This is a genomic window from Brachybacterium hainanense (assembly GCF_042434575.1).
Lineage (GTDB): Bacteria > Actinomycetota > Actinomycetes > Actinomycetales > Dermabacteraceae > Brachybacterium > Brachybacterium hainanense.
Window position 1 is genome coordinate 56706 of record NZ_JBHLSV010000003.1, and the last position, 22472, is coordinate 79177.

Consider the following 22472-nt stretch of genomic DNA (forward strand, 5'->3'; position numbering starts at 1 on the left):
CCGCACAGTAGCGCAGGCACGGCATGCTGGAGGCCATGACCCTCACCGCCATCGTGCACGCCCATGTCCATCCCGTCTCCTCCCCCGCCTTCGAGGGGACCGTCCTCCTGCAGGACGGTCGGATCCTCGCGCTGGGGGCCGATGTCGCCCTCCCCGCCGGGGCAGAGGTCGTGGACGCGGGCGGGGGCTGGGTGCTCCCGGGGTTCGTCGACGCCCATGTCCATCTCGGCGTGCACGAGGAGGGCGAGGGCTGGGCCGGGAACGACACCAACGAGATGACCGATCCGGTGATGGCCGCGGCCCGGGCGATCGACGCGATCAATCCGATGGACACCGGCTTCGACGATGCGCTCTCGGGCGGGGTGACCGCGGTGAACGTGAACCCCGGCTCCGGCAACCCCATCGGCGGCCTCGCCGTGGCGCTGCGGACCCACGGCCGCATCGTCGACGACATGGTGCTCCGCTCGCCCTCCGGCCTGAAGGCCGCGCTCGGCGAGAACCCCAAGCGCGTCCACGGGGACAAGGGACGCACCCCCTCCACCCGTCTGGGCGTGGCGCTCAGCATCCGCGCGGCTCTGACGCGCGCCCGTGCCTGGATGCAGAAGGCCGAGGCCGATCGGGAGCCGGATCTGGTCTCGGACGCGCTCGCGCGCGTGCTCGCCCGGGAGATCCCCTGGCGCCAGCACTCCCACCGGGCCGACGACATCGCCACCGCCCTGCGGATCGCCGAGGAGTTCGACCTCGACCTGGTGCTCGACCACGGCACCGAGTCCTATCTGATCGCCGACCGGATCGCCCGGCGCGGGGTGCCCGTCCTCTACGGGCCGCTCATCGTCTCCCGCTCGAAGGTCGAGACCCGCGCACGGACCCCGCGCGCCCCCGGGATCCTGGATCGGGCGGGAGTGGACGTCTCGATCATCACCGACCATCCGGTGGTGCCGATCCAGTTCCTCGTCCACCAGGCCGCGCTCGCGGTGAAGGAGGGGATGGAGCCCGATGCCGCGCTGCGCGCGATCACGCTGAACCCGGCGCGGGTCCTCGGCCTCGCCGATCGCATCGGCTCCCTCGAGGAGGGCAAGGACGCGGACCTGGTCCTGTGGGAGGGCGACCCGTTCGACGTCCGGAACCGGGCGCTGCGGGTGTGGATCGCAGGCCGGGAGGTGCTGCGCTACGACGCGGAGGCGGGCCGGCCGGTCATCGCGGGACGTGCCGGAGCAGGTAGCGCAGGCTGATCAGGGCGCCGACGAGGGCGAGGCCGACGGTGGTCGCGACCACCGCGCCGAGGCCCAGTCCGTCCAGGATCTGTCCGCCGATCGCGGCGCCCGTGGCGATCGCGATGTTGAACATGGCGCTGTTGATCGCCGTGCCGGGCTCCTCGACCTCGCTCGCGGCCCGCGAGACGAAGGACTGGATCGACACGCTCGCGGCACCCGCGAACAGCCCCCACAGGGGCATGACGAGGGCGGCCGCGAGCGGCCCGTGCACCGCCGCCCAGAGCACGCCCAGGGAGCCGGCGATGCCCAGGGCGACGGTGAGCACGGCGTGCACGGGGTGGCGGCGCAGCAGCGGCGCCACGGCGAAGTTGCCGACCAGCCCGGCGATCCCGAAGACGAGCAGCATCGCGCCGACGCCAGTCGCAGGCACGCCCGCCCGCCCCTGCAGCAACGGGCTCACGTAGCTGTAGGTGATGAACTGGCCGGTGACGATGATGCCGGTCATGGCGGCGGCGTAGCGCACGCCTCGGTGGCGCAGCGCTCCGGCCATGGCCGAGAGGCTGATCGCCTCGTCGGAGCGGACGGGCCGCACCAGCACGAGCAGGGCCGCCATGACGAGCGCGGCGAGCACGCCGACCACGGCGAAGGAGTCCCGCCAGCCGAACGTGTTGCCGAGCCAGCTGGTCAGCGGCACCCCGAGGACGAGCGCGGCGCCGGTCCCCGACATGGCCAGGGTGAGCGCGCGGGTGCGGTGCTCGGGAGCGACCTGACGCATCGCGACGACCGGCAGCACCGACCAGTACATGCCGATCGCGACGCCGGTGAGCACGCGCGCGGCCAGCAGCCATCCGAAGGTGGGCGCGAAGACGCTCAGCAGGCAGGACAGCACCACGCTCGCGAGCCCGATCACGAGCGAGAGCCGGCGGTCGAGGCGGCCGATCGCGACGGGGGCGAGCACCGCGACGACCGCCGCGAGGAGACCGGGCAGGGTGACGGCGAGTCCGGCGACGCCCGGGCTGACGCCGAGATCCGCGGACATGACCGTGAGCACGCCGATGGGCAGCTCCTCGATGGTGATGAGGATGAAGATGCCGGCGGCGAGGCTGAGCACGGCGGCGGTCTGGGCGGCACGCGAGCGCGCTGTCGTCTCGACCATGGCGGGGGCAGGCTGCATGGGTCGGGGTTCCTTCCGGGGCGCGGTCGGGACACCGCGCGAGGTCGGCCCGCGCTCACGGATGCGCCCGGCCCGCTCGTGGGGGATCCTGGTGCGCACCGGCCTGACCGGGCGAGGACAACTGTAGGACGGGCATGCCGACGGCGTCGAGCACGGGTGCGCGTCCTCACCGGAAGGAGGAGCCATGGCGCAGAGGATCCGCAGGATCGTCCGGGTGCACGGCCGCGTGCAGGGGGTCGGCTTCCGCTGGTCCGCCGCCGATGCCGCACGCAGGCTGCATGTCACGGGCACGGTCCGCAATCTCTGGGACGGCACCGTCGAGGCCGATGTGGAGGGGACGCCGCAGGCGGTGGCGGACATGCTCGAGCACCTCGCCTCCGGCCCGCCGTCCGCCCGGGTCGATTCCCTGGACGTGCGCGAGGGCGCCCCGCGCGGCGCGACGGGGTTCACGATCACCGGATGACGGGCACGGCCCGGGTATCCTGAGCCGGCTCCGATCACCGCGGTGATCCCTCCTTGGACGAAAGGCACTCCGATGGCCGGTGGCCTCGCTGCCCTGCTCGATGATGTCGCGGCCCTGGCCCGCCTGGCCGCGGCGAGCGCGGACGACGTCGCCGCCGCCAGCGCGAAGGCGAGCGCGAAGGCCGCCGGGGTGGTGGTGGACGACGCCGCCGTGACCCCGCAGTACGTGCGCGGGCTCTCCCCGAAGCGGGAGCTGCCCATCATCTGGCGGATCGCCAAGGGGTCGGTCATCAACAAGCTCGCGATCATCCTGCCGGTCGCGCTGCTGCTGTCATGGATCGCGCCCTGGCTGCTGACGCCGCTGCTCATGCTGGGTGGGACCTACCTGTGCTTCGAGGGGGCGGAGAAGATCTGGGAGCTGGTCCGCGGCGGCCACGGGCACGAGACCCCCGCCGCCGAGCAGGGCCCGGAGGCGGAGGACCGGATCGTCGCGGGCGCGGTGCGCACGGACCTCATCCTCTCCGCGGAGATCATGGTGATCTCCCTGAACGAGGTCGCGGACCAGTCCTTCGCGATGCGCGCCGCGATCCTCGTCGTGGTGGGCCTGGCGATGACCCTGATCGTGTACGGCGCGGTCGCGCTGCTGGTGAAGATGGACGATGCGGGCCTCGCGCTCACGCGCCGTCCCGCCGAGGGCGCGCAGCGCCTGGGCCATGCGCTGGTCGCCGCGATGCCGAAGGTCATGACCGTCATCAGCTACGTCGGGATGGTCGCCATGCTGTGGGTGGGTGGCCACATCCTGCTGGTGGGCGTGCACGAGCTGGGGGCCGCCCAGCCCTACGGCTGGGTGCATCACCTCGAGGAGGCCCTCGCGGGCGTCCCCGGCATCGGCGGCGCGCTCAGCTGGGTCGGCGGCACGGTCTGCGCCATGATCCTGGGCCTCCTCTGGGGCGGGATCATCGCCGCGGTCGTGCACGTCCTGCCGCGGCGCAGGGCGCACGCCGAGGCCGCCGAGGCCTGAGCTCCCGCGCGGTCGCTCGTCCGGGCGGGACAGCCGATCGTCCGGGCGGGACGGCCGATCGATCGCGCTCGGGCCGCGCGTTCCTCACGGCGCCTCCGGCCCGGGCGCGATCGATCAGCTGACGGCGTCGAGGGCCGCGCCGATCTCCTGCTCGCCGTCGTTGGCGGCGAGGAAGCGTCCGGCGAGGGCCGGGCGGGCGAGGGTCTCCACGATCATGCGCGCCACGTTCCCGCGGGAGATGCTGCCCGCGGCGGCGGCGCCGAGGTCGATGCGCCCGCTCGGCTCCTCGACGGTGAGGGCGGAGGGGGCGAGGATCGTCCAGTCGAGGCCGGTGCCGCGCAGGTGCGCATCGGCCGCGGCCTTCGCCTCCGCGTAGGCGAAGAACGGGTCGTCCTGCGGGACGCCGTGCTCCCGGCTCGCCCCGAAGTAGCTGACCATGAGATACCGCCGGACGCCGATGCGCTGGGCGGCGTCCATCGAGGCGATGGCCGCCTCCTGATCGATCGCCCGCGTGCGCGCCGGGTTCCCGCCTCCGGCCCCGGCGGACCAGACGACGGCTTCGGCGCCGCGCAGCAGGGCGTCCCATCCGGCCGGGTCGAGGTCCTGGACGTCCTGGAGGACGGGGCGCGCCCCGGTCGCCTCGACGTCCGCGCTGTGGGCGGGATCGCGGATCGCCGCGCCGACCTCGTGCCCAGCCTGCACGAGCAGGGGCGCCGCGAGGAGCGCGATCCTGCCGTGTCCTCCGATGAGCATGATCTTCATGCCCCCAGCCTGCCAGGTCCTGCCACCGATGCAGAAACCACACAAACCCAACTGTTGTTTTGCGTTGCTTGGTGTTGTAGTCTCTGTGGTACCGCGAGAGGATCCCCGGATCCGCTCCCCTTCGATGAAGCAGGTGGTCCCGCCATGTACGCCCAGGAACGACAGCGCCAGATCCTCGCGGCGCTCGAGGAGAGCGGCAGCGTCGCCGTCACGGAGCTCGCCGAGCGCTTCGAGGTCACGACGGAGACCGTGCGCCGCGACCTCGACCAGCTCGCCTCCGCCGCCCTCCTGCAGCGCGTCCACGGCGGCGCGGTGCCGCGACGCACCGACAGCGTCGAGCCCGACCTCGCCACCCGCAGCACCACCAACACCCCGGCGAAGGCGCGCATCGCCGCCGCCGCGGCCCGACTCCTGCCCTCGGACCCCCGGACCGCTCTGCTCGTGGACGCCGGCACGACGACCGCTGCCCTCCTCCCCCATCTCGCCGGCCGCCGCGGACCGCTCCTGACCAACGCCCCCGCGATCGCGCAGGCGGCCCTGTCGCACCCCGACCTCGAGGTGCAGATCCTCCCGGGGAGGCTGCGCGCCACGACCCAGGCCGCTGTCGGCTCCACGACCGTGGACGCTCTGCGCCGGCTCCACCCGGAGGTCGCGGTGCTCGGCTGCAACGGCATGACCGCCGCCGGCTTCACCACCCCGGATGTCGACGAGGCCGCCGTGAAGGCCGCGATGGTCGCCGCCGCCGACCACCGGATCATGCTCGCGGACTCGTCGAAGGCAGGCGTCACCCAGCTGGTCACCTTCGCCGCGATCGCCGACGTCGACGTCCTCGTGACCGACGACGGCCTCTCCGACCCGGCGGAGCGGTCGCTGCGCGATCAGGGGATCGAGGTGGTGCGGGCATGATCATCACCCTCACCGCGAACCCGTCCCTGGACCGCACCGTCGAGCTCGGCGGCCCCCTGTCGCCCGGCGGCGTGCACCGCATCGTCTCCGACCGCATCCAGCCCGGCGGCAAGGGCATCAACGTCGCCCTCGGCGTGCGGCGCGCGGGTCTCGAGGCGCTCGCGATCCTGCCCGCCGGCGCCGGAGACCCCCTGCTCCCGCTGCTCGCGCAGGAGCACCTGCCCGTCCGCGCCGCCTCGATCCCCGGACGGGTGCGCACGAACCTCACCGTCCTCTCCCCGGGCGCAGACGGCGAGCCCCTGGTCACCACGAAGATCAACGAGCCCGGCGCCTCCCTCGGCGCCGAGGAGGCCCGGGCGCTCGAAGACCTCCTGACCGCCGCCGTCGGCCCCGGGGACCTCGTCATGCTCTCCGGGTCCCTCGCCCCCGGGCTCCCGGCCGACGAGTACGTGCGCCTGATCCGCCTGCTGCGCAGCACCGGGGCGTTCATCGGCGTCGACACCTCCGACGCGCCGCTCGCCGCGATCGCCGCCGCGCTCCCCGGCACCGCTCCCGACTTCCTCAAGCCCAACGCGGAGGAGCTCGGACAGCTCGTCGGCCTCCCCGGCGACACGCTGGAGGAGCGTGCCGCCGCCGGGGAGCTCGACCCCATCCGCCGCGCCGCCCTGGCCCTGCACGCGCAGGGTGTCGGCGCGGTCCTCGTGACCCTGGGCGGCGCCGGCGGCGTCCTCGCCGCCGAAGGACAGGTCTGGTACTCGCCCTCGGCCCGGGTCGAGGTCGTCTCGACCGTCGGCGCCGGGGACTCCGCGAGCGCCGGCTACCTGATCGGCCTCGCCCTCGGCGAGCAGCCGCCCCTGCGTCTCGCCCGCGCCCTCGCCTACGGCAGCGCGGCCGTGACGCTTCCCGGCACCACCATCCCCCGCCCCGACCAGGTCGACATCGCTGCCGACCGCGTCGTGCAGCTCTGAAGGAGAGAACATCATGTCGAGCCCGCTCATGACCCCGGACCTCGTCCGCCTCGGCGTCGATCCGCCGGGAGACAAGCTCGCCGTCATCGGCCTCATGGCCGATGTCATCGCCGCCGCCGGCCGCGCCGAGCGCGACGGCCTCGAGAAGGGGCTGCTGAAGCGCGAGGAGTCCTTCGCGACCGGCATGCCCGGCGGCTTCGCGATCCCCCACTGCCGGAGCGAGGCCGTGCACGAGGCGGCGCTCGGCTTCCTGCGCCTCGCCGAGCCCGTCGACTTCGGCTCCTCGGACGGGCCCGCCGACCTCATCATCGGCATCGCCGCGCCCGCCGGCACGGACGACCAGCATCTCCAGCTGCTCGCCCAGCTCTCCCGGGCCCTGATCCGCCCCGAGTTCCTCGCGGACCTGCGCTCGGCCACGACTCCCGAGCAGATCTCCGACCTCGTCATGGGCGTCCTCGACCCCGCCCCGGAGGGCGCGACCGCGGACGCCGCGGCATCGGCTCCGGATCCGGTCGCCGGAGCGCCCGCGGAGGCATCCGCATCCGGTCCCGTCCTGCTCGCGATCACCTCGTGCCCCACCGGCATCGCCCACACCTACATGGCCGCCGAGTCCCTCGAGAACGCGGCGAAGGAGAAGGGCCTGATCCTGCACGTGGAGACCCAGGGCTCCGGCGGCATCACCCCCTTCACCGCCGAGCAGATCGCGAGCGCCGGGGCGCTCATCATCGCGGCCGACGTCAACATCTCCGGCCGTGAGCGCTTCGCCGGGCTGCCCCTGGTCGAGCACCCCGTCAAGCGCGCCATCTCCCACGGCCCGCAGATGCTCGACGAGGCGGTCGCGGCCGCCTCGGACCCGAGCGCCCGCCGCGTCCCCTCCGGCGGCGCCTCGCCGGACTCCGGCGAGGCCGGCGAGGCCAGGAAGTCCTGGCCGCGCCGGATCCAGGCCGCCGTCATGACCGGCGTGTCCTACATGATCCCCTTCGTCGCCGCGGGCGGGCTGCTCATGGCGCTCGGCTTCCTGATCGGCGGATTCGACGTCGCCTTCGTCGCGAGCGACGTCGCGCTCACCCATTCGCTCACATCGCTGCCCGGACAGATCGAGTACGAGTCCGCGACCGGCACCCTCCTCACGGATCGCTCGGGCCTCGCCCTGTATCTCGGAGCCGTGCTGTTCGCCCTCGGCAGCACCGGCATGGGCTTCCTGGTCGCCGCGCTCTCGGGCTACATCGCCTTCGGGCTCGCCGGACGCCCCGGCATCGCCCCCGGCTTCATCGGCGGCGCGATCTCCGTGCTGGTCGGCGCCGGCTTCCTGGGCGGCCTCATCACGGGCCTGCTCGCCGGGCTCGTCGCCCTGTGGCTGACCACGCTGCGCCCGCCGCGCTGGCTCGCGGGCCTCATGCCCGTGGTCATCATCCCGCTGCTGACGACCCTCGTGGTGGGCGGCCTCATGCTCCTGTTCCTGGGCCGCCCGCTGGCCGCGCTCATGACCTGGCTGCAGGACGGGCTGACCGGCATGTCCGGCACCTCGGCGATCCTGCTGGGCGTGATCCTGGGCCTCATGATGTGCTTCGACCTGGGCGGCCCCGTGAACAAGGCGGCCTACCTCTTCGCGACCGCAGGGCTGTCCCAGGGCACGCAGGCCTCCTTCGAGATCATGGCCGCCGTGATGGCCGCAGGCATGGTCCCGCCGCTCGCGATGGCGCTGTCCACGGTGGTGCGGCGGAAGCTCTACACCGAGGTCGAGCGCGAGAACGGGGCGACCGCCTGGCTGCTGGGCGCGGCGTTCATCTCCGAGGGGGCGATCCCCTTCGGCGCCGCCGACCCGCTGCGCGTGATCCCCTCCTCGATGGTGGGCGGAGCCGTCACGGGCGCGCTCATCATGGCCTTCGGCGTCGGCTCGCAGGCCCCGCACGGCGGCATCTTCGTCGCCTTCGCGATCAGCCCGCTGTGGGGCTTCGTGATCGCCGTCCTCGCCGGGACCCTCGTCGCCGCGGCCCTGGTGACCGTGCTCAAGGAGCTGGGGGCGCGGAAGAAGGCCGTCGCCGCCTGAGCCCGGACCGCGTACCGCCGGACCGCACGCGACGGGTGGGCCGATCCGTGTCACAGACGAGATCATGTGACACGGATCGGCCCGCATCCGCTCCGGCCGCCCGCTCACCACCGCCCCTCGCCCGCTCGTCGCCCCAGGAGACGCCCCATGCCCGGCAGCATGCCCGCCTACGGCCTCCAGCACCTGTCCGCGCTCGCGGTGATCGCGGTGCTCGCGGCCGCCTGCCTGGTCCTGGCCCGACGGCATCGCGGCACGCCGGGGCTCGAGCGGTCCGTGCGCGCCGCCGGCTGGCTGATCCTCCTCGTCTCCGCGACCTGGACGCTGTGGGCCCTCCTCCCCGCGAACTGGGACGTGGATCAGTCCCTTCCGCTGCACTACTCCGACGCGCTGCGGTACGTCACGGCGATCGCGCTGATCCGTCGCCCCTCCTGGGCGGTCGACATCTGCTACTTCTGGGGGCTGACGCTGAACACCCAGTCGCTGCTGACCCCGGACCTGGTCTACCTGAGCCATCCGGCGCTCGAGTTCGCCGAGTACTGGTTCGCGCACGGCACCGCGCTCATCGCACCCATCGTGCTCGTCTGGGGCATGGGGCACCGACCCACCTGGCGAGGCTTCGCCGTCGCCTACGGGGCGGCGCTCGCCTGGGCGGGCCTCGCCCTCGGCGTGAACGCCGCGACCGGCGCGAACTACGGCTACCTCAGCCGCGCCCCCGAGGGCGCCTCCCTGCTGGACGTGCTGGGGCCATGGCCCTGGTACGTCGTCTCGGAGGCGGTCCTCGCAGCCGCGGTCTGGGCGCTGATGACGCTCCCGTGGACGCTCAGGCGAGCAGCTCGATCCCGGCGAGCACCAGCGGACCGTGCGAGGCCGTGACGGCCAGCCGGAAGTGGGTCGCGGGCGGTGCGTCCTCGGGGAGGCGGAAGGGCCGGGTCTGCCGCCGCCACGGGAACTCCTGCCCCGCCCGCTCGTCGACCACCGTCCAGGCATCGGGCCCGACGGAGGCCTCGAGCCGCCAGGCGACGGGGTCCCCGCCCTCCTCCGCCCCGGAGGTGAGGGTGAGGAAGCGGGGCGCGAGCGGCTCGTCGAAGGCGGCGAGGTGGATCATGACCTCGCCGTCCGGCCCCGGGTCGAGGGTGCGCTCGGTGCGGGCGTCGTCATCGACGAGCGGATCCTCGGCATCGGCCGGCAGCAGATCCAGGAGCGGCCGGGGCTCCCCGCCCTCCGGGGTCGCCGACGGCGGCACGGCACCCCAGGAGCCGGGCTCCTCGGCGAGGGTGAAGCGCAGCTGACCGCACAGCTGGGCATGGTCCAGCGCCGCCGCCTCCACCGCGACCCCGTCGTGCTCGAGCGCGGTCACGTACTGCGCCGCAGGACCCTGGCCCTCGGCGACGACGGTGAACGCGGGGCCGCCCATCGGCCGTACCCGGGCCGTCTCGAACAGCGGTGCCACCACGTGGTAACGGCCGGTGCCCAGCTGCAGCGGGTAGATGCCGAGCGCGGTCAGCAGCCACCAGGCGCTCATCTCGCCGTTGTCCTCGTCGCCCGGGTAGCCCTGCCCGATCTGCTCGCCGACGAACAGCCGCCGATGCACCTCGCGCACGATCTCCATCGCCCGATGCGGGGCGCCGGCGTGATGGAAGAGGAAGGGGATGTGATGGGCGGGCTGGTTCGAGACCCCGAACTGTCCCATGCGCACGGCCCGCGCCTCGTCCATCTCGTGGATGCTCGAGCCGTAGGTGCCGGGCAGGTCGGCGCGCTCGGGCGTCGCGAAGAACTCCTCGAGCTTGTCGCGCAGCCCCGCGCGGCCGCCGTACAGGGAGGCGAGGCCCTCCCCGTCGTGCGGGACATGGAACGCGAAGTTCCAGCCGTCCGTCTCGGTGAAATCCCCGCCCCACACGCGCGGGTCGAACTCGGCCGGGCTCTGCGCGAACTGCCCGTCGCGGCGGCGCCCCTGGAAGAAGTCGACGGCCGGGTCGAACAGCAGCGTGTAGTTCGAGGAGCGGGCCCGCAGGTAGGCGGCGTCCTCCGCGATGCGCGCGCGGCGCGCCGCGTCGATCCCCGGGTCCTCGGCGAGCAGCTCGCCCAGGGCGGCGAGTCCCGCATCGTTGATATGGGCCTCGAGGGTCCAGGACACCGACTCGGGGGTGGCGGTGTCGACATAGCCGGTGAACACCGCCCGCTCGTTGCCCTTGCGGCCCACCTCGGTCCTCGGCGGGGCGACGGTGGCGTTGCGCAGCCCCGACTCGAAGGCGGACAGCGCGTCGGGCAGCGGCACGCCCTTCACGGCGAGATCGGCGAAGGCGACGTCGGAGCTCGTGCCGGTCATGCAGTCGGCATAGCCGGGCGAGGACCAGCGGGCGATCCACCCGCCCTCGCGGTACTGCTGGACGAATCCGTCCGCGAGCTCCGCCGCGAGCTCTGGGTACAGCAGGGCGTAGGCGGGCCACGCGGTGCGATACGTATCCCAGAAGCCGTTGTTGACGAACAGCCTGCCCGGGACGATCTGGGCGTTCGTCCTCTCGGCGGTGGCCTCGCCGCTCACCGGCAGGACCGGGCTGGCATGCACGTGCTCGGGAGCCTCGGCGGTGCCGGCGTTCTCGAAGTGCGAGTTGGGGTAGAGGTTCAGGCGATACAGATTGCCGGCGAGGGTGCGCCGCTGCGGGGCGCTTGCCCCCTCGACCTCGATCACGGACAGACGCTCCGTCCAGGCGGCGTGCGCGGCCTCGCGGATCTCCTCGAAGCGGCGGCCCGCGAGCTCGAGGTCGAAGGTCCGTCGCGCCTGCTCGCGGCCGATGAAGCTCGTCGCCAGCCGCACCGTGACGGAGCTCGTGCCGGGGGCGAAGCTGAGCACTCCCCCGTCGGCCGCGGCCGGGATCGGGCTGATCTGGGCGTGGACGAACATGCGGGTGGCGCCGTCGGCACGCGCGTACCCCTCGGCGAGACCCGAGTCGACCCATGCGGTCACGGTGCCGTCCAGGACGGCGCCGGAGCTGTCGACACGGGCATGCTCGTCGACGCCCTCGAGCAGCAGGTGATGAGGAGCCTCGGCGTCGTCGAAGCCGATCTCGAGGAAGGCGCCATGATCGGTGGGGGCCAGGCGCAGGTGCGTGCCGCCGTCGAGGGAGACCTGGTACACGTCCGGGCGCGCGACCTCCCGGGCATGGTCGAAGCCGGCCGCACGTCCCTCGGGCGAGGCGTCGGGGCGCTCGCCGCTGAGCGGCATCAGCACGAACTGGTTGCGGTCGCCCATCCACGGGCTCGGCTGGTGGGAGATCCCCAGGCCCTGGAGACGGGGCCGGTTGTCCTCTCCGTTCCGGCGGTGGTACTCGTACACCCAGCGCCGGGTGCGGGCGTCGGTCATCGGGGTGAAGAAGGCGAAGCCGTTGGGCCAGGCGGTCAGCGGCAGGTTGTTGCCGCGCGAGAAGTCCCCGGAGGCGTAGGTGCCGCGGCGCGTGTCGACCCAGGCGACCGGATCGGAGATCTGCGGGTCCGCAGGAACCGTGCCCAGGTACGGCCCGTCGATCCAGCCGGTCAGCTCCCCGCCTCCGGCGGTGCGGGTCTGCGGGGCGTCGCCCACCAGGCGCACCCCCGTGATGGTCCGGCCCACGGCGGCATCCAGGCTGACCTGCACGTCGTTCCACTGGTCGGCGTACAGGATCTTCCCCGCGCCCTGCCCGGCGGCGGTCGCGTCCACGCCGTGCTGATCGCGCGGGGAGAGGTCGGCGAGGCAGCTGCCGTCGCTGAAGACGAGGTCGACGGCGACCGCGGTGGCACCCCAGGTCTGGTCCGCGTCCAGGTCCGGGAAGACGTAGGTGCGCAGCATCTCACCCTCGCCGACGGTGCGGCCGATGATCCCCTCCTGGTCCGGGAGGGCCGCATGGGCGGGCGCCCCGGGGACGAAGGCGTAGCGCACGGCGGTGGCGGCCAGAAAGCCGGCCCCGTCCTTGCTGGTGGGCGATCCGACGGGGCCGGTCGCGCCCTGAGGCTGGGTCTTGGCGGTCACGAGCATGCGGCGAGCCTAGCGGGTGGATTGAAAGCGTTCTCCACCGCACCCGCCCTGCGCGCAAGGCTTTGCCCGGACATGACGGAAGTCATGCCCGTCCGCGGCCCGCGGAGCCGGGCTACAGTGCGGTCATGCGCGTGTCTCCCCTGTCCGGTGCCCGCCCGAGCCGGGAGGATCTGGCTCGCTTCGCCGCCGATCCGCCGCCGCTGCAGGACGTCATGCCGCCCGGCGGCGCCGCGCTGCGGCTGCTGATCGTCGGGATCAACCCGGGGCTGTGGACCGCGGCCGTGAACGCGCCCTTCGCCCACCCGGGCAACCGCTTCTGGCCCTCCCTGCATCGGGCCGGGATCATCGACCGCGCCGTCGACGCCTCCCGGGGACTGGACCCGGCCGACGAGCAGGCGCTCGTCGACCGCGGCATCGGCATGACGAACCTCGTCGCGCGTCCCACGGCCCGCGCCGACGAGCTGAGCCGGGAGGAGCTGCGCGAGGGCGGCGAGCGCCTGCGCCGGATGGTGCAGGAGCGCCCGCCCCGGACCGTCTCGATCCTGGGGATCACGGCGTTCCGCATCGCCTATCGGGTCCCGCGCGCGAGCATGGGACGGCAGGAGCTGCCCGGCTGGCCCGACGGCACCGCGCTGTGGGTGCTCCCCCAGCCGAGCGGGCTCAACGCCCACGAGACGATCGACTCGCTCGCGGACCGGTGGCGCGAGGTGTGGGGAGAGGACGAGGTCTGACATGGATGTCGAGATCCTCACCGCACGGGAGGTGCCGCTCGGCGGGATCCGCGCGATGACGGTGCGCCGCACGATCCCCCAGATGCGGCGGTCCCTCATCGGCGCCTGGTGCTTCGCCGACCACTACGGGCCCGACGACGTCGCGGTCACCGGCGGCATGGATGTGCCGCCGCATCCGCACATCGGCCTGCAGACGGTGAGCTGGCTCTTCGAGGGGGAGATCGCGCACATCGACTCCGGCGGACACCGCGGGGCCGTCCTTCCGGGGGAGATCAACCTGATGACGGCCGGGGAGGGCATCGCCCACTCCGAGACCTCGAGCGCCGACACCCGCATCCTGCATGGGGTTCAGCTGTGGCTCGCCCTGCCCGAGCAGCACCGCCGCAGCGCGCCTCGGGCCTTCGAGCACCACGCCCCGCCGGAGACCCTGTTCGAGGGCGGCAGCGCGCTCGTGTTCATCGGCTCCCTGCTGGGCGAGGTCTCCCCGGTCGCCGTGCACACCCCGCTCGTGGGCGCGGAGCTGCGCCTGGATCCGGGCGCGCAGGTGGAGCTCCCCGTCGACCCGGCGTTCGAGCACGGCCTGCTCGTGGACTGCGGGGAGATCGACCTCGAGGGGACGCCGGTGCCGCGCGGCGCCCTCGGGTACACCGGCATCGGCGCCCGGACCCTGCACGTGCGCAACGTCGGCGGGCATGCGGCCCGCATGATCCTGCTGGGCGGCGCCCCCTTCGAGGAGGACATCATCATGTGGTGGAACTTCGTGGGCCGCACGAGCGAAGAGGTTCATCGAGCCCGGCAGGACTGGGAGGACGCGGCCGTGCGGGCGGCGAGGTTCGGCGAGGTGAGCGGCTATCGCGGACCCGCCCGGATCCCTGCGCCGGCGATTCCGCAGCTCACCCTGCGGGCCCGTCGCAACCCGCCGCCGCGGGCCGGGGCCTCGGTTGCCGAAGGCTCGGTTGCCGAGGGCTCGGGATCCCTGGGATGATCAGGACATGACCGAGGACGAGGAGAGGGCCGCGATCCTCGCCGCCCGGGCCGAGCGCAAGGCCGCCAAGCGGCTCGCGGACATCGAACATCAGGAGATGCTCGCGGAGCTGCGTCTGCATGCCCTTGCGGAGCTCGCGATCGGCCAGGACGAGCTCCCCGAGATCCGCGAGATCCTGCGGGAACAGGGCCTCGAGAAGGGGGCGAGCGCCGCCGAGGCGGACGAGATCCTCGACTCCGCCTGGCGGGAGCGCCGCTACCTGGCCCGCGAGAACGCGGACCTGGAGCACTCCGCGGTGATCCGCGCCGCCTTCGAGGACCTCCTCGAGCAGGGCATCCTCCTGGGCGAGGACATCGGCCGGGACGCGGAGGACGGCCGTGCCGAGATGCAGGAGGCCGCCCGCGAGCTCATGGACGAGCTCGACGCCCCGCCGCGCGGCTATGTGTTCTTCTCCCGTGAGGACACCCTCGGTCTCGTGGACGGCTCCGATGCGCTGCGCCTGCATGTCGGCGCCCTGCCCGGCTCCCCGGTCTCGGAGACCGCGCAGATCCTCCGGGACGTCCTCGCCGAGCACGGCATCCCCGCGCAGCCCGCGGCCGACGGCGTGGTCATCCCCGAGGTCGCGTGGTTCCCGTCCCCGCCGCCGCGGTGAGCGCGGCCGGAGCGGGGCCGTGTGTCCCCGTGTGGCGCGCAGGCTCGGCTGCTGCCCGCCGGGGCCGATAGCCTCGCGGGGCATCTCCCCCTGGCGGAAGGACACCCCGTGAGCACCACCGACGACTTCGCCCGCGACTGGCACGCCTGGCACGAAGCGCATGAGGCGCGCCGGTCCGATCCCCTCGGCTTCCTCGCCGTCACCGGCCTGTTCTGGCTCGGGCCCGAGCCTCTGGATCTGCCCGGGGCACCCGGGGTATGGCGTCTGGGCGCGCACGGGCCCGAGGTCGATCTGGCTCCCGGGGAGCAGCTGGTGCTGGGCGAGAAGGTCCTCTCGGGTCGTCACGCCTTCGGCCCGATCACGTCCGGAGCCGGCATCGCCGTCGCGTTCGGGGACGGCGAGGTCCAGGGCTCGGTCGAGATCGCCGATCGCGGCGGGCGGATCATCCTGCGTCCGCGCCGCTCCGATGCGCCCTACCTGGTCGCGTACGAGGGCACGCCCGCCTATCCGGCCGATGCCCGCTGGCGGGTGCCCGCCCGGTTCATCGCGCAGGAGGCGCCCCGCTCGGCGACGGTCGGCTCCGTCGTCGACGGCCTCGAGCACGTGTTCTCCTCGCCCGGATCGCTCGAGTTCGAGATCGATGGCGCCCTGCACCGGCTGACAGCCTTCGCCGCCGGCGACCAGGGAGCGCTCCAGGTCCTATTCCGCGACGGAACCAGCGGCGTCACCACGTATGCGGCGAGCCGCTCACTCGCGGTCCCCGCTCCGGACGAGGACGGGGCGACGGTGCTCGACTTCAACCGCGCCGTCAACCTGCCCTGCGCGTACACCGACCATGCGACCTGCCCGCTGCCGCCCGCGGAGAACCGGCTCCCGGTAGCGGTCGAGGCGGGCGAGCAGGTCCCGGCCTCCCGCGCCTGATCCTCCATATCGCTTGCAGGTCCGCGGGGGCCGTGGAATCGTGGGCCTCCACCCGGCGACGGCGCCGACGGTGCGCCGTCGCCACTTCGCGATCAAGCAGGAGGTCCTTCGTGAAACTTCCGTGGCTCACCCCCGCCCTCGAGCCCGACGGCCCCTACCTCTCCGTGTACCTCGATACCACGCGCACCGATCAGCGAGCGGCCGATGAGCTGGCCAGCCGCTGGGCCCAGCAGCGTGGTTCCCTCCGATCCGCGGGCGCTCCCGAGGCCCTGCTGGCGGAGGTCGAGGAGACCGTGCTGTCCCCGTCTCGGGTCGGGGGCCGCCATGGACGGGCCGTCCTGGCAACGGCGGACCAGGGGATCGTGCTGGATCGGGTGCTGCCGGCACCGCCGCTGGCGGAGTCCGCGACCTGGTCCGAGCGTCCCCTCCTGCTGCCGCTGATGCAGCTGACGCAGTTCGCGGTCTCGCAGCTGCTCATCGAGGCGGACCGGTCCGGGGCGGATCTGCATCTGCGAGCCCCGGAGAACCCCTCGATCCCGCAGTCCGAGAACGTGCTGGACGGTGACGCGCGGGTCGACGGCGGCCACGACGAGCTGCACAAGACCGGTCGGGGCGGAGGCTCTCAGCACGGCTGGCGCTCCGACAACTTCGAGGCCCGCGTCGAGGACTCCTGGGAGCGCAATGCGGAGGCCGTCGCGGAGACGGTGCGCCGGCTCGTGGTGCGGCATCGGCCGCAGATGGTCCTCGCGACGGGGGACGTGCGCGCGCTCTCCCTGCTGAAGGACGAGCTGGGGCCGGAGGTGCTGGGGCTGCTCACGGAGATCCCGGGCGGCACTCGGGGGCAGAGCCTGGAGCGGCCCTCGTTCCGGGAGGCGGTGCTCGAGGCGACCCGCGCACACATCGCGCGGACGCAGCGGGACCTCGCGGCCCGCTTCACCGAGGAGCAGGGTCGCGGCGGGACCTCGGTCGCGGGTGCTGACGAGGTCCGGCAGGCTCTGGGCCGCGGCCAGGTCGAGGAGCTGATCTTCGTCACGGGGCAGGAGCCCGTCGGGATCGAGGACCTGCTCACGACCGCGATCCGCACCGATGCCGGGATCAGCGCCCTTGCGGACGGCGTGGTCGCGATTCCCGAGGGCGTCGGTGCGCTGCTGCGCTGGCGCGACGGGGCGACCCCGTCGAACGGGCTCGGCTCGATGACCGGCGATGCCCGTCGGGAGCACGCGATCTGACCGTCGGGTTCTCCTCACGTCGGGTTCTCCTGACATCGGCCTTTCCTGACACGGCGCCTCGAGGCTTCCCGCCTCGGGGCGCCGTGTCGTCCGGGCATGACGGCGCCGCCTGTCGGCAGGTCGCCTCGGCGGCCGCCCCTGCTCCGGCCGGGCCTGCGGTCGGAGGTCAGAAGGGAGGATCGCCGTATGAGCCGGGATCGGGATCCGGGACATCCGGAGGGGCAGTTCCCGGCCCGTCTCTCCGCGCTCGCATCTCCCTGCGCCGTCTGATCGCTCTGGGGACCCCGGGCCTGGGTCTGCTCGGATCCGGATCGTCCGGGTCCGGATCGTCGTCATGGTCGGGTCGAGACGGCGGAAGATTCCTGCCGAAGTGCCGGCAGTCGGCATCGCAGAGGTCCCGGAGGTGGTTCCGGTAGTGATCGGAGAGCAGATCCACGGCGAGGGTGCCGACGAGGTCGGTCTGGTCCTCCACATCGAGGACCGCCTCGTCGCCGTGGATGGTGCGGATCCGCCATCGGGTCCGACCGGGTGCACGGGTCCCATCCGGCTCGCGGCGCGGGCCGTGCAGCCTCACCGGGTCGATGCGCCCCTCCGTCTTCTCCCGATGGTGGAAGCGGCACAGCCAGTGGAGGTTCTCGGTGCTGGTCATGCCGCCGGAGAGCCACTCCTGGATGTGATCGCACTCGACCGCGGCCCGCACGGGCCGTTCGCATCCCGGCACCGCGCACACTCCTCCCCGCAGGCGCAGGTGCTCCTGCATCGCCCGCGTCGGCCGGTACGCGTCAGCGGGAAGCGGGAGGAAGGCGCCGCTGCGCGGATCGGTCAGCACCCGATACCAGGTCGACTCCCCTGCCGCGAGCTCCCGGGCGAGATCCGCCGGGACAGGCATGGTCCCGTCCAGCATCCCCGGTGCGTCCACGACGCCCAGGAGGGTCAGCGCGGGGACGGTCAGATTGATCCGGAACCGCTCCGCCGGCACGTCGGCGCCATCGGTGTCGAGGGCCGATCGGGTCAGCAGCAGGAAGCGCAGAGCATCCAGCCGGGAGGGCTTCCCCGAGGCGGAGACGCTCCCGTCCACGTCCCACGGGATCTCGGAGCCGGCGGCGAGGGCGGACTTCTGCGCGGCCTGCACCGCCCGCGCTGCCACGTCGAGGCGGTGCGCGCACTGCAGCACCTCCGGTGCGGGACCGAACACCTCGAGCCGTGCCATCCCCTGGTCGGTCGCCGCGAGATGCACGTCCCGGCGCACCGGTGGCTGTTCCTCGCGGACCAGCCGCTCCGCCTCCTCGAGCCATGCGGCGAGCGCACTGGTCCTCGTGAAGAAGGACTCCGGGGTCATCGACAGGTTCCAGCCGGCCACGACCTCGTCCATCGCCCGGCGCGAGACGTCCGAGAGGTGACGCGAGCGGCGCAGGAGATGTGTGAACCACGGCGCAGGGAAGATACCCTCCTCCAGCAGGCTCAGGCATGCCGACAGGGTGGAGACGGCTCGGGAGGCGTCCCGGATGGCGTGATCCGCGCGCCCTGTGGGTACCCGGAGCCCTGCCGCGGCCGCGAGCGCGTGGATGTCGCCGTCCGGATCCGGGAACGGAGCCTCCTCGTCCCCGTCCCACAGCCTGGACAGGGCCCGCAGCCGCCAGCTCAGCAGGATGCTCTCCAGCACGCTCACGTCCCAGAGGCCCCGCAGGGCCTCGGACAGCACCGGCCGGTGCATCACGTCCGCCTCCTCCGGGAGGCTGTCGCGGTCCACGGTCCTGCGCACGCGCCGTCCACCGCCCGCGAGCCGATCCGGGACCCGCTCGAGAACCGCCGCGACGTCCTCGGCGACCTGCGGGTCCCGCGGCCCGGCCGCCGGCTTCCGGGCCGGCCCCGCGCCGACTCCTGCCGCGATCGCGAGGACGCCGAGCTCCGCCGCCGCGGAATGGCGGACCTGCGATGCCTCCGAGATCTGCGATGCCTCCGAAACCTCCGAGGCCCATGAGGACTCCGGAGCAGCGGACGAGTTCCCGGCGGCCGCGCCCTGCGGACCCACCAGGCCGAGGCGACGCGACCGCCGCGCGGCCGAGGCATCATCGCACAGCGCCTCGCCCGCGAGCCCTGGAAGGTACGCCTGCGCCACGACGGTCACCTCCTCCCGGGATCGACTCGATTTCGAATGCTCGTTCGAAACCTAGATTACCGAAGAGGAGCCCTCCCATCAAGGGCCCTCGGTGGCCTGTGGAAAATTTCTTCAGGGCCACCCCGATCGCCCGTGGACACCGGGTAAATTCACCCTTTCACCTGCATAGATGAACATCTCAGTGCTGGTCCTCCCCATCTCGATCCCTCCTCCCCATATCGCAGTCATCCACATTTCGCGCGGCCTCGCGTCGCCACCGCTCCGCGCCGTGCAAGAATCCCGCTCATGTCCCATGTCCTCATCCAGCGCTCCCTCGGCACCCAGGCGCGCGGTCGTGCCCTCCGCGCGACGGTGCCTCGTCCGCGAGGTCCCTCTCGGTCACTCCGCGCGGGGGCACCGCCGGCGTACGGCGAGGACCAGGAGCCCCTGTCCGGCGAGATAGGTGGTCATCACCCAGGCCCCATGCATCGGGAGGCGGAGGTCGGCGAAGGCCTCGAGGCCGATCAGCGAGTCGGAGGCCAGGAACACCGCACCGCCGGCACCGGCCACCGGTCCCAGGCCCGTGGACAGCACGGCCATCGAGACGAGCGCACCGCCGTAGACGAGGATCGCGGGCAGCATCGGCCCCGAGCGCGGGGCGCACAGCGCGACGATGGCGGTCAGCGCCGCTCCATACGGCGCGAGCGCGAGAACGCGCCGCCCCCTGCGAAGACCCGGGATCCCGGTGCGGCGATGGGGCCAGAAGGCGGAGATGTAGGCGCCCTGGGCCAGGAGGAACGGACCGAGCATGAGCAGGAAGGCCCGGTCCGGGTCGGCGGAGAGGCGTGGGAGGGTGTCGCCCAGCCACGACAGGGCGAGAGCCGCGAGCACCCGGCGAGGCAGCGGGTCCGTCCCCCACAGAACAGGGCCCGGCGGCGCGAGCAGCACGCCGGCGAGCGCCGGCATGAGCAGCGCCTGGGTGAACGTGCAGACGGCGCTGTCCGGCGCGACCGCCTTGGCGGCCACATGCGTCGCCGCCACGACGACGAAGGCCGCCCCGGCGAGCTTCCTCCACCGGGACGGCCTGCGCATGATCGGGCCTCTCAGCCCTGCACGGACGGGGTGACCGGCGGCTCGGCCGACCACGGGAAGACGATCCACTCGTCGGTGCGCCGCCACACGAAATCGGGGGCGACCACGGACGCGGACTTCGAGTACAGCACGGCGCTGCGAGCCTCGGCCCCCTGGCCGCGCAGCAGCTCGAGGACCAGGGCGAGGGTCCGTCCGGAATCGGCGACGTCATCGACCACGAGGAGCCGCTTGCCGGAGATCGCCTCGACGTCCAGCATCGGTGCCAGCAGCACCGGGTCCGGGAGGGTCTCGTGGACGTCGGTGTAGAACTCCACATTGATCGCATCGGCCAGCTTGAGACCCAGCGCGTAGGACAGGGAGCCGGCGGGCAGCAGGCCGCCGCGCGCAACGGCGATGACGATCTCCGGCTGGTAGTCGCTGTCGACGATCTGCTGCGCGAGCTCGCGAGAGGCGGTGCCGAACAGCTCCCAGTCCAGGACCTCCTTCGTCGGAAGGTCGCGGGAGTCGGCGTGGTGGGCGAGATTCATCGTGGTCCTCGGGTCCTGGGTGCTGGCGGTGACGTCGATGCTACCGGCCGCGTGCTGGACGACGGGCCGCGTCGAGGGAGGAACCGGCGGATGCGGGGAAGGTCTCGTCCCGTCCCCGCACCCGCCGGAGCCTCACACGGCCCCGTCCTCGTCAGCCAGACGACGTGCTCGACGGGCGGCCGCGATCTCCCGGACCCGGGTGACCACGGTGAAGCCGATCGCCGCGAGCATCAGGGCGTAGATGAGCATCACGATGGGCCCGTCCACGAGAGCCGTCGCGTCGCCGTCGGCGCTCATGAGCGCGTCGCGGACGCTGGTCTCCGCGAGCGGACCCAGCACCATGCCGATGATCAGCGGGGCCAGCGGATAGTCGGCCACCCGCATCACGAAGCCGATCAGGCCGATGCCCAGCAGGATCAGGAGGTCCGCGGTCGAGGAGGAGGTCGCGTAGATGCCCAGGCCGCAGAACACGCTGATCCCGGCGTACAGGTACGGTTTGGGGATCAGCAGCAGCTTCGCCCACAGCGCCGCGAAGGGCAGGTTGATCGCGAGCAGCACGACCATGGCGACGAAGAAGCTCGCCAGCAGGGTCCACACGAGGTCCGCGGAGCGCTCGAACATGAGCGGGCCCGGCTGGATGCCGTACTGCTGGAAGGCGGCCAGCATGATCGCAGCGGTCGCGGAGACCGGCAGACCCAGGGAGAGCAGAGCTCCCATCGACATGCCGGTGGTGGCGTTGCCGGCCGCCTCCGGCGCCGCGAGCCCGCGGATCGCGCCGGTGCCGAAGCGGGGCTGAGCCCGTCGCGCGTCCAGCTTCTTCTCGAGCCCGAAGGACAGGAACGTGGGAAGCTCCGAACCGCCGGCGGGGATGACGCCGAAAGGCAGGCCGATCGCGGTGCCGCGCGCCCAGGCAGGAGCGGCCTCCTTCAGCTCGCCCCTGCTCAGCCAGGCCCGGCCGGAGGGGCGGATCGGCTGGACCGTGGGGTCGAAGCGCTCCCGGCAGGCGACGTAGATGACCTCGGCCAGGGCGAGCATGCCGACGGTCACGGTGACCAGGCTGATGCCGTCGAACAGCAGCGGGCTGTCCATGGTGAAGCGCGGAGCACCGCTGACGCCGTCGATCCCGATGACGGCGATGCCCAGGCCGAGCGCAAGCGACATGAGGCCCTTGATCGCGGACTCGGCGAGCATCGAGCTGGTGGAGACGAAGGCGAACAGGGCGAGGGCGAAGTACTCGGCGGGCCCGAAGCTCGAGGAGAACTCGGCGAGCCAGGGGGCGAGGAAGACGACGATCACCGACGCGGTGAACCCGCCGATGAAGGCGCCGATGGCCGCGGTCGCGAGCGCCTGCGGCGCACGGCCCGACCGCGCCATGGCGTGTCCTTCGAAGGTCGAGGCGATCGCGGAGGCCTGACCTGGCGTGTTCATGAGGATCGCCATGGTCGAGTCGCCGAACAGGCCGCCGAAGTAGATGCCGGCGAACATGATGAACGCGGCCGTGGGCTCGAGGGCGAAGGTGACCGGCAGCAGGAGCGCGACGGCCATCGAGGAGCCAAGGCCCGGCATGACGCCGACGGCGGTGCCCAGGAAGCAGCCGATCAGCACCCAGATGAGGTTGATCGGATGCAGGACGTCGCCGAAACCGCCCATCAGGCTGGTGAGCATGTCCAT

Annotated in this window: 19 protein-coding genes; 12 read left to right on the forward strand and 7 right to left on the reverse strand. The window is 72.9% G+C overall.

Annotation, left to right across the window (positions count from 1 at the left end; translation table 11 throughout):
- Window positions 1–35 precede the first annotated feature (35 nt).
- Window positions 36–1232, forward strand: a complete 1197-nt coding sequence (locus ACFFF6_RS03050; protein ID WP_376978100.1) for an amidohydrolase — start codon at window positions 36–38, stop codon at window positions 1230–1232.
- Here ACFFF6_RS03050 and ACFFF6_RS03055 read toward each other — a convergent pair.
- The gene (locus tag ACFFF6_RS03055; protein ID WP_376978102.1) at window positions 1195–2388 is read right to left on the reverse strand and encodes an MFS transporter; all 1194 of its coding nucleotides are present in this window, start codon (window positions 2386–2388) and stop codon (window positions 1195–1197) included. The genes ACFFF6_RS03050 and ACFFF6_RS03055 overlap by 38 nt on opposite strands.
- 184 nt (window positions 2389–2572) lie before the next feature.
- Between ACFFF6_RS03055 and ACFFF6_RS03060 the strand changes: the two genes are divergently transcribed.
- Together ACFFF6_RS03060 and ACFFF6_RS03065 are read left to right on the forward strand one after the other, a co-directional pair.
- Entirely contained in the window at window positions 2573–2851 is a 279-nt protein-coding gene (locus tag ACFFF6_RS03060; protein ID WP_376978104.1) for an acylphosphatase, read from the forward strand.
- Between the two features lie 72 nt (window positions 2852–2923).
- Window positions 2924–3871 carry a DUF808 domain-containing protein gene (locus ACFFF6_RS03065; RefSeq protein WP_376978106.1) on the forward strand — a complete coding sequence of 316 codons (948 nt, stop codon included), beginning with the start codon at window positions 2924–2926 and terminating at the stop codon, window positions 3869–3871.
- A 114-nt stretch (window positions 3872–3985) separates the two neighbouring features.
- Here the strand turns inward: ACFFF6_RS03065 and ACFFF6_RS03070 are convergent, their stop codons facing one another.
- On the reverse strand, window positions 3986–4633 hold the full coding sequence (locus tag ACFFF6_RS03070) for an NAD(P)H-binding protein (RefSeq protein ID WP_376978108.1): 648 nt from the start codon (window positions 4631–4633) through the stop codon (window positions 3986–3988).
- 144 nt (window positions 4634–4777) lie between these two features.
- On the opposite strand from ACFFF6_RS03070, the gene ACFFF6_RS03075 reads away from it, so the two are divergent.
- From ACFFF6_RS03075 to ACFFF6_RS03090, 4 genes are all read left to right on the forward strand, one after another.
- Window positions 4778–5539, forward strand: a complete 762-nt coding sequence (locus tag ACFFF6_RS03075) for a DeoR/GlpR family DNA-binding transcription regulator (protein WP_376978109.1) — start codon at window positions 4778–4780, stop codon at window positions 5537–5539.
- Window positions 5536–6507, forward strand: a complete 972-nt coding sequence (locus tag ACFFF6_RS03080; RefSeq protein WP_376978111.1) for a 1-phosphofructokinase family hexose kinase — start codon at window positions 5536–5538, stop codon at window positions 6505–6507. The genes ACFFF6_RS03075 and ACFFF6_RS03080 overlap by 4 nt, the downstream gene beginning before the upstream one ends.
- A 13-nt stretch (window positions 6508–6520) precedes the next feature.
- On the forward strand, window positions 6521–8557 hold the full coding sequence (locus ACFFF6_RS03085; RefSeq protein ID WP_376978113.1) for a PTS fructose transporter subunit IIABC: 2037 nt from the start codon (window positions 6521–6523) through the stop codon (window positions 8555–8557).
- 147 nt (window positions 8558–8704) lie between these two features.
- A complete protein-coding gene (locus tag ACFFF6_RS03090) occupies window positions 8705–9430 on the forward strand; it encodes a YwaF family protein (protein WP_376978115.1) in 726 nt (241 codons plus the stop codon).
- Here the strand turns inward: ACFFF6_RS03090 and ACFFF6_RS03095 are convergent.
- Entirely contained in the window at window positions 9378–12566 is a 3189-nt protein-coding gene (locus ACFFF6_RS03095) for a GH92 family glycosyl hydrolase (protein WP_376978117.1), read from the reverse strand. The genes ACFFF6_RS03090 and ACFFF6_RS03095 overlap by 53 nt on opposite strands.
- A 125-nt stretch (window positions 12567–12691) precedes the next feature.
- On the opposite strand from ACFFF6_RS03095, the gene ACFFF6_RS03100 reads away from it, so the two are divergent.
- From ACFFF6_RS03100 to ACFFF6_RS03120, 5 genes are all read left to right on the forward strand, one after another.
- Complete coding sequence (locus ACFFF6_RS03100; RefSeq protein ID WP_376978119.1) at window positions 12692–13297, forward strand: mismatch-specific DNA-glycosylase; 606 nt, start codon at window positions 12692–12694, stop codon at window positions 13295–13297.
- 1 nt (window position 13298) lies between these two features.
- Window positions 13299–14282 (forward strand): pirin family protein, encoded by a 984-nt coding sequence (locus tag ACFFF6_RS03105; protein ID WP_376978121.1) that lies wholly within the window; start codon window positions 13299–13301, stop codon window positions 14280–14282.
- A gap of 7 nt (window positions 14283–14289) precedes the next feature.
- Window positions 14290–14934: a DUF6891 domain-containing protein gene (locus ACFFF6_RS03110; RefSeq protein ID WP_376978123.1), complete on the forward strand. Its 645-nt coding sequence runs from the start codon at window positions 14290–14292 to the stop codon at window positions 14932–14934.
- A 108-nt stretch (window positions 14935–15042) separates the two neighbouring features.
- Window positions 15043–15855: a DUF1684 domain-containing protein gene (locus ACFFF6_RS03115; protein ID WP_376978125.1), complete on the forward strand. Its 813-nt coding sequence runs from the start codon at window positions 15043–15045 to the stop codon at window positions 15853–15855.
- Window positions 15856–15965: 110 nt separating this feature from the next.
- Window positions 15966–17084 carry a baeRF2 domain-containing protein gene (locus ACFFF6_RS03120; RefSeq protein WP_376978127.1) on the forward strand — a complete coding sequence of 373 codons (1119 nt, stop codon included), beginning with the start codon at window positions 15966–15968 and terminating at the stop codon, window positions 17082–17084.
- 166 nt (window positions 17085–17250) lie between these two features.
- On the opposite strand, the gene ACFFF6_RS03125 is transcribed toward ACFFF6_RS03120, so the two are convergent.
- The 4 genes from ACFFF6_RS03125 to ACFFF6_RS03140 form a co-directional block, all read right to left on the reverse strand.
- Window positions 17251–19203, reverse strand: coding sequence for an HNH endonuclease signature motif containing protein (locus ACFFF6_RS03125; protein WP_376978129.1), 1953 nt, complete (start codon window positions 19201–19203; stop codon window positions 17251–17253).
- Window positions 19204–19581: 378 nt separating this feature from the next.
- A complete protein-coding gene (locus ACFFF6_RS03130) occupies window positions 19582–20274 on the reverse strand; it encodes a lysoplasmalogenase (protein WP_376978131.1) in 693 nt (230 codons plus the stop codon).
- An 11-nt stretch (window positions 20275–20285) separates the two neighbouring features.
- Window positions 20286–20801, reverse strand: a complete 516-nt coding sequence (locus ACFFF6_RS03135; RefSeq protein ID WP_376978133.1) for a phosphoribosyltransferase — start codon at window positions 20799–20801, stop codon at window positions 20286–20288.
- 132 nt (window positions 20802–20933) lie between these two features.
- Window positions 20934–22472, reverse strand: coding sequence for a tripartite tricarboxylate transporter permease (locus tag ACFFF6_RS03140; RefSeq protein ID WP_376978135.1), 1539 nt, complete (start codon window positions 22470–22472; stop codon window positions 20934–20936).

Coding starts and splice junctions, on each gene's coding strand:
- ACFFF6_RS03080 (WP_376978111.1), top strand. CDS start 5,536: ATGATCATCACCCTCACCGCGAACCCGTCCCTGGACCGCACCGTCGAG.
- ACFFF6_RS03100 (WP_376978119.1), top strand. CDS start 12,692: ATGCGCGTGTCTCCCCTGTCCGGTGCCCGCCCGAGCCGGGAGGATCTG.
- ACFFF6_RS03055 (WP_376978102.1), bottom strand. CDS start 2,388: ATGCAGCCTGCCCCCGCCATGGTCGAGACGACAGCGCGCTCGCGTGCC.
- ACFFF6_RS03140 (WP_376978135.1), bottom strand. CDS start 22,472: ATGGACATGCTCACCAGCCTGATGGGCGGTTTCGGCGACGTCCTGCAT.
- ACFFF6_RS03060 (WP_376978104.1), top strand. CDS start 2,573: ATGGCGCAGAGGATCCGCAGGATCGTCCGGGTGCACGGCCGCGTGCAG.
- ACFFF6_RS03050 (WP_376978100.1), top strand. CDS start 36: ATGACCCTCACCGCCATCGTGCACGCCCATGTCCATCCCGTCTCCTCC.
- ACFFF6_RS03065 (WP_376978106.1), top strand. CDS start 2,924: ATGGCCGGTGGCCTCGCTGCCCTGCTCGATGATGTCGCGGCCCTGGCC.
- ACFFF6_RS03075 (WP_376978109.1), top strand. CDS start 4,778: ATGTACGCCCAGGAACGACAGCGCCAGATCCTCGCGGCGCTCGAGGAG.
- ACFFF6_RS03090 (WP_376978115.1), top strand. CDS start 8,705: ATGCCCGGCAGCATGCCCGCCTACGGCCTCCAGCACCTGTCCGCGCTC.
- ACFFF6_RS03095 (WP_376978117.1), bottom strand. CDS start 12,566: ATGCTCGTGACCGCCAAGACCCAGCCTCAGGGCGCGACCGGCCCCGTC.
- ACFFF6_RS03110 (WP_376978123.1), top strand. CDS start 14,290: ATGACCGAGGACGAGGAGAGGGCCGCGATCCTCGCCGCCCGGGCCGAG.
- ACFFF6_RS03105 (WP_376978121.1), top strand. CDS start 13,299: ATGGATGTCGAGATCCTCACCGCACGGGAGGTGCCGCTCGGCGGGATC.
- ACFFF6_RS03135 (WP_376978133.1), bottom strand. CDS start 20,801: ATGAATCTCGCCCACCACGCCGACTCCCGCGACCTTCCGACGAAGGAG.
- ACFFF6_RS03130 (WP_376978131.1), bottom strand. CDS start 20,274: ATGCGCAGGCCGTCCCGGTGGAGGAAGCTCGCCGGGGCGGCCTTCGTC.
- ACFFF6_RS03070 (WP_376978108.1), bottom strand. CDS start 4,633: ATGAAGATCATGCTCATCGGAGGACACGGCAGGATCGCGCTCCTCGCG.
- ACFFF6_RS03085 (WP_376978113.1), top strand. CDS start 6,521: ATGTCGAGCCCGCTCATGACCCCGGACCTCGTCCGCCTCGGCGTCGAT.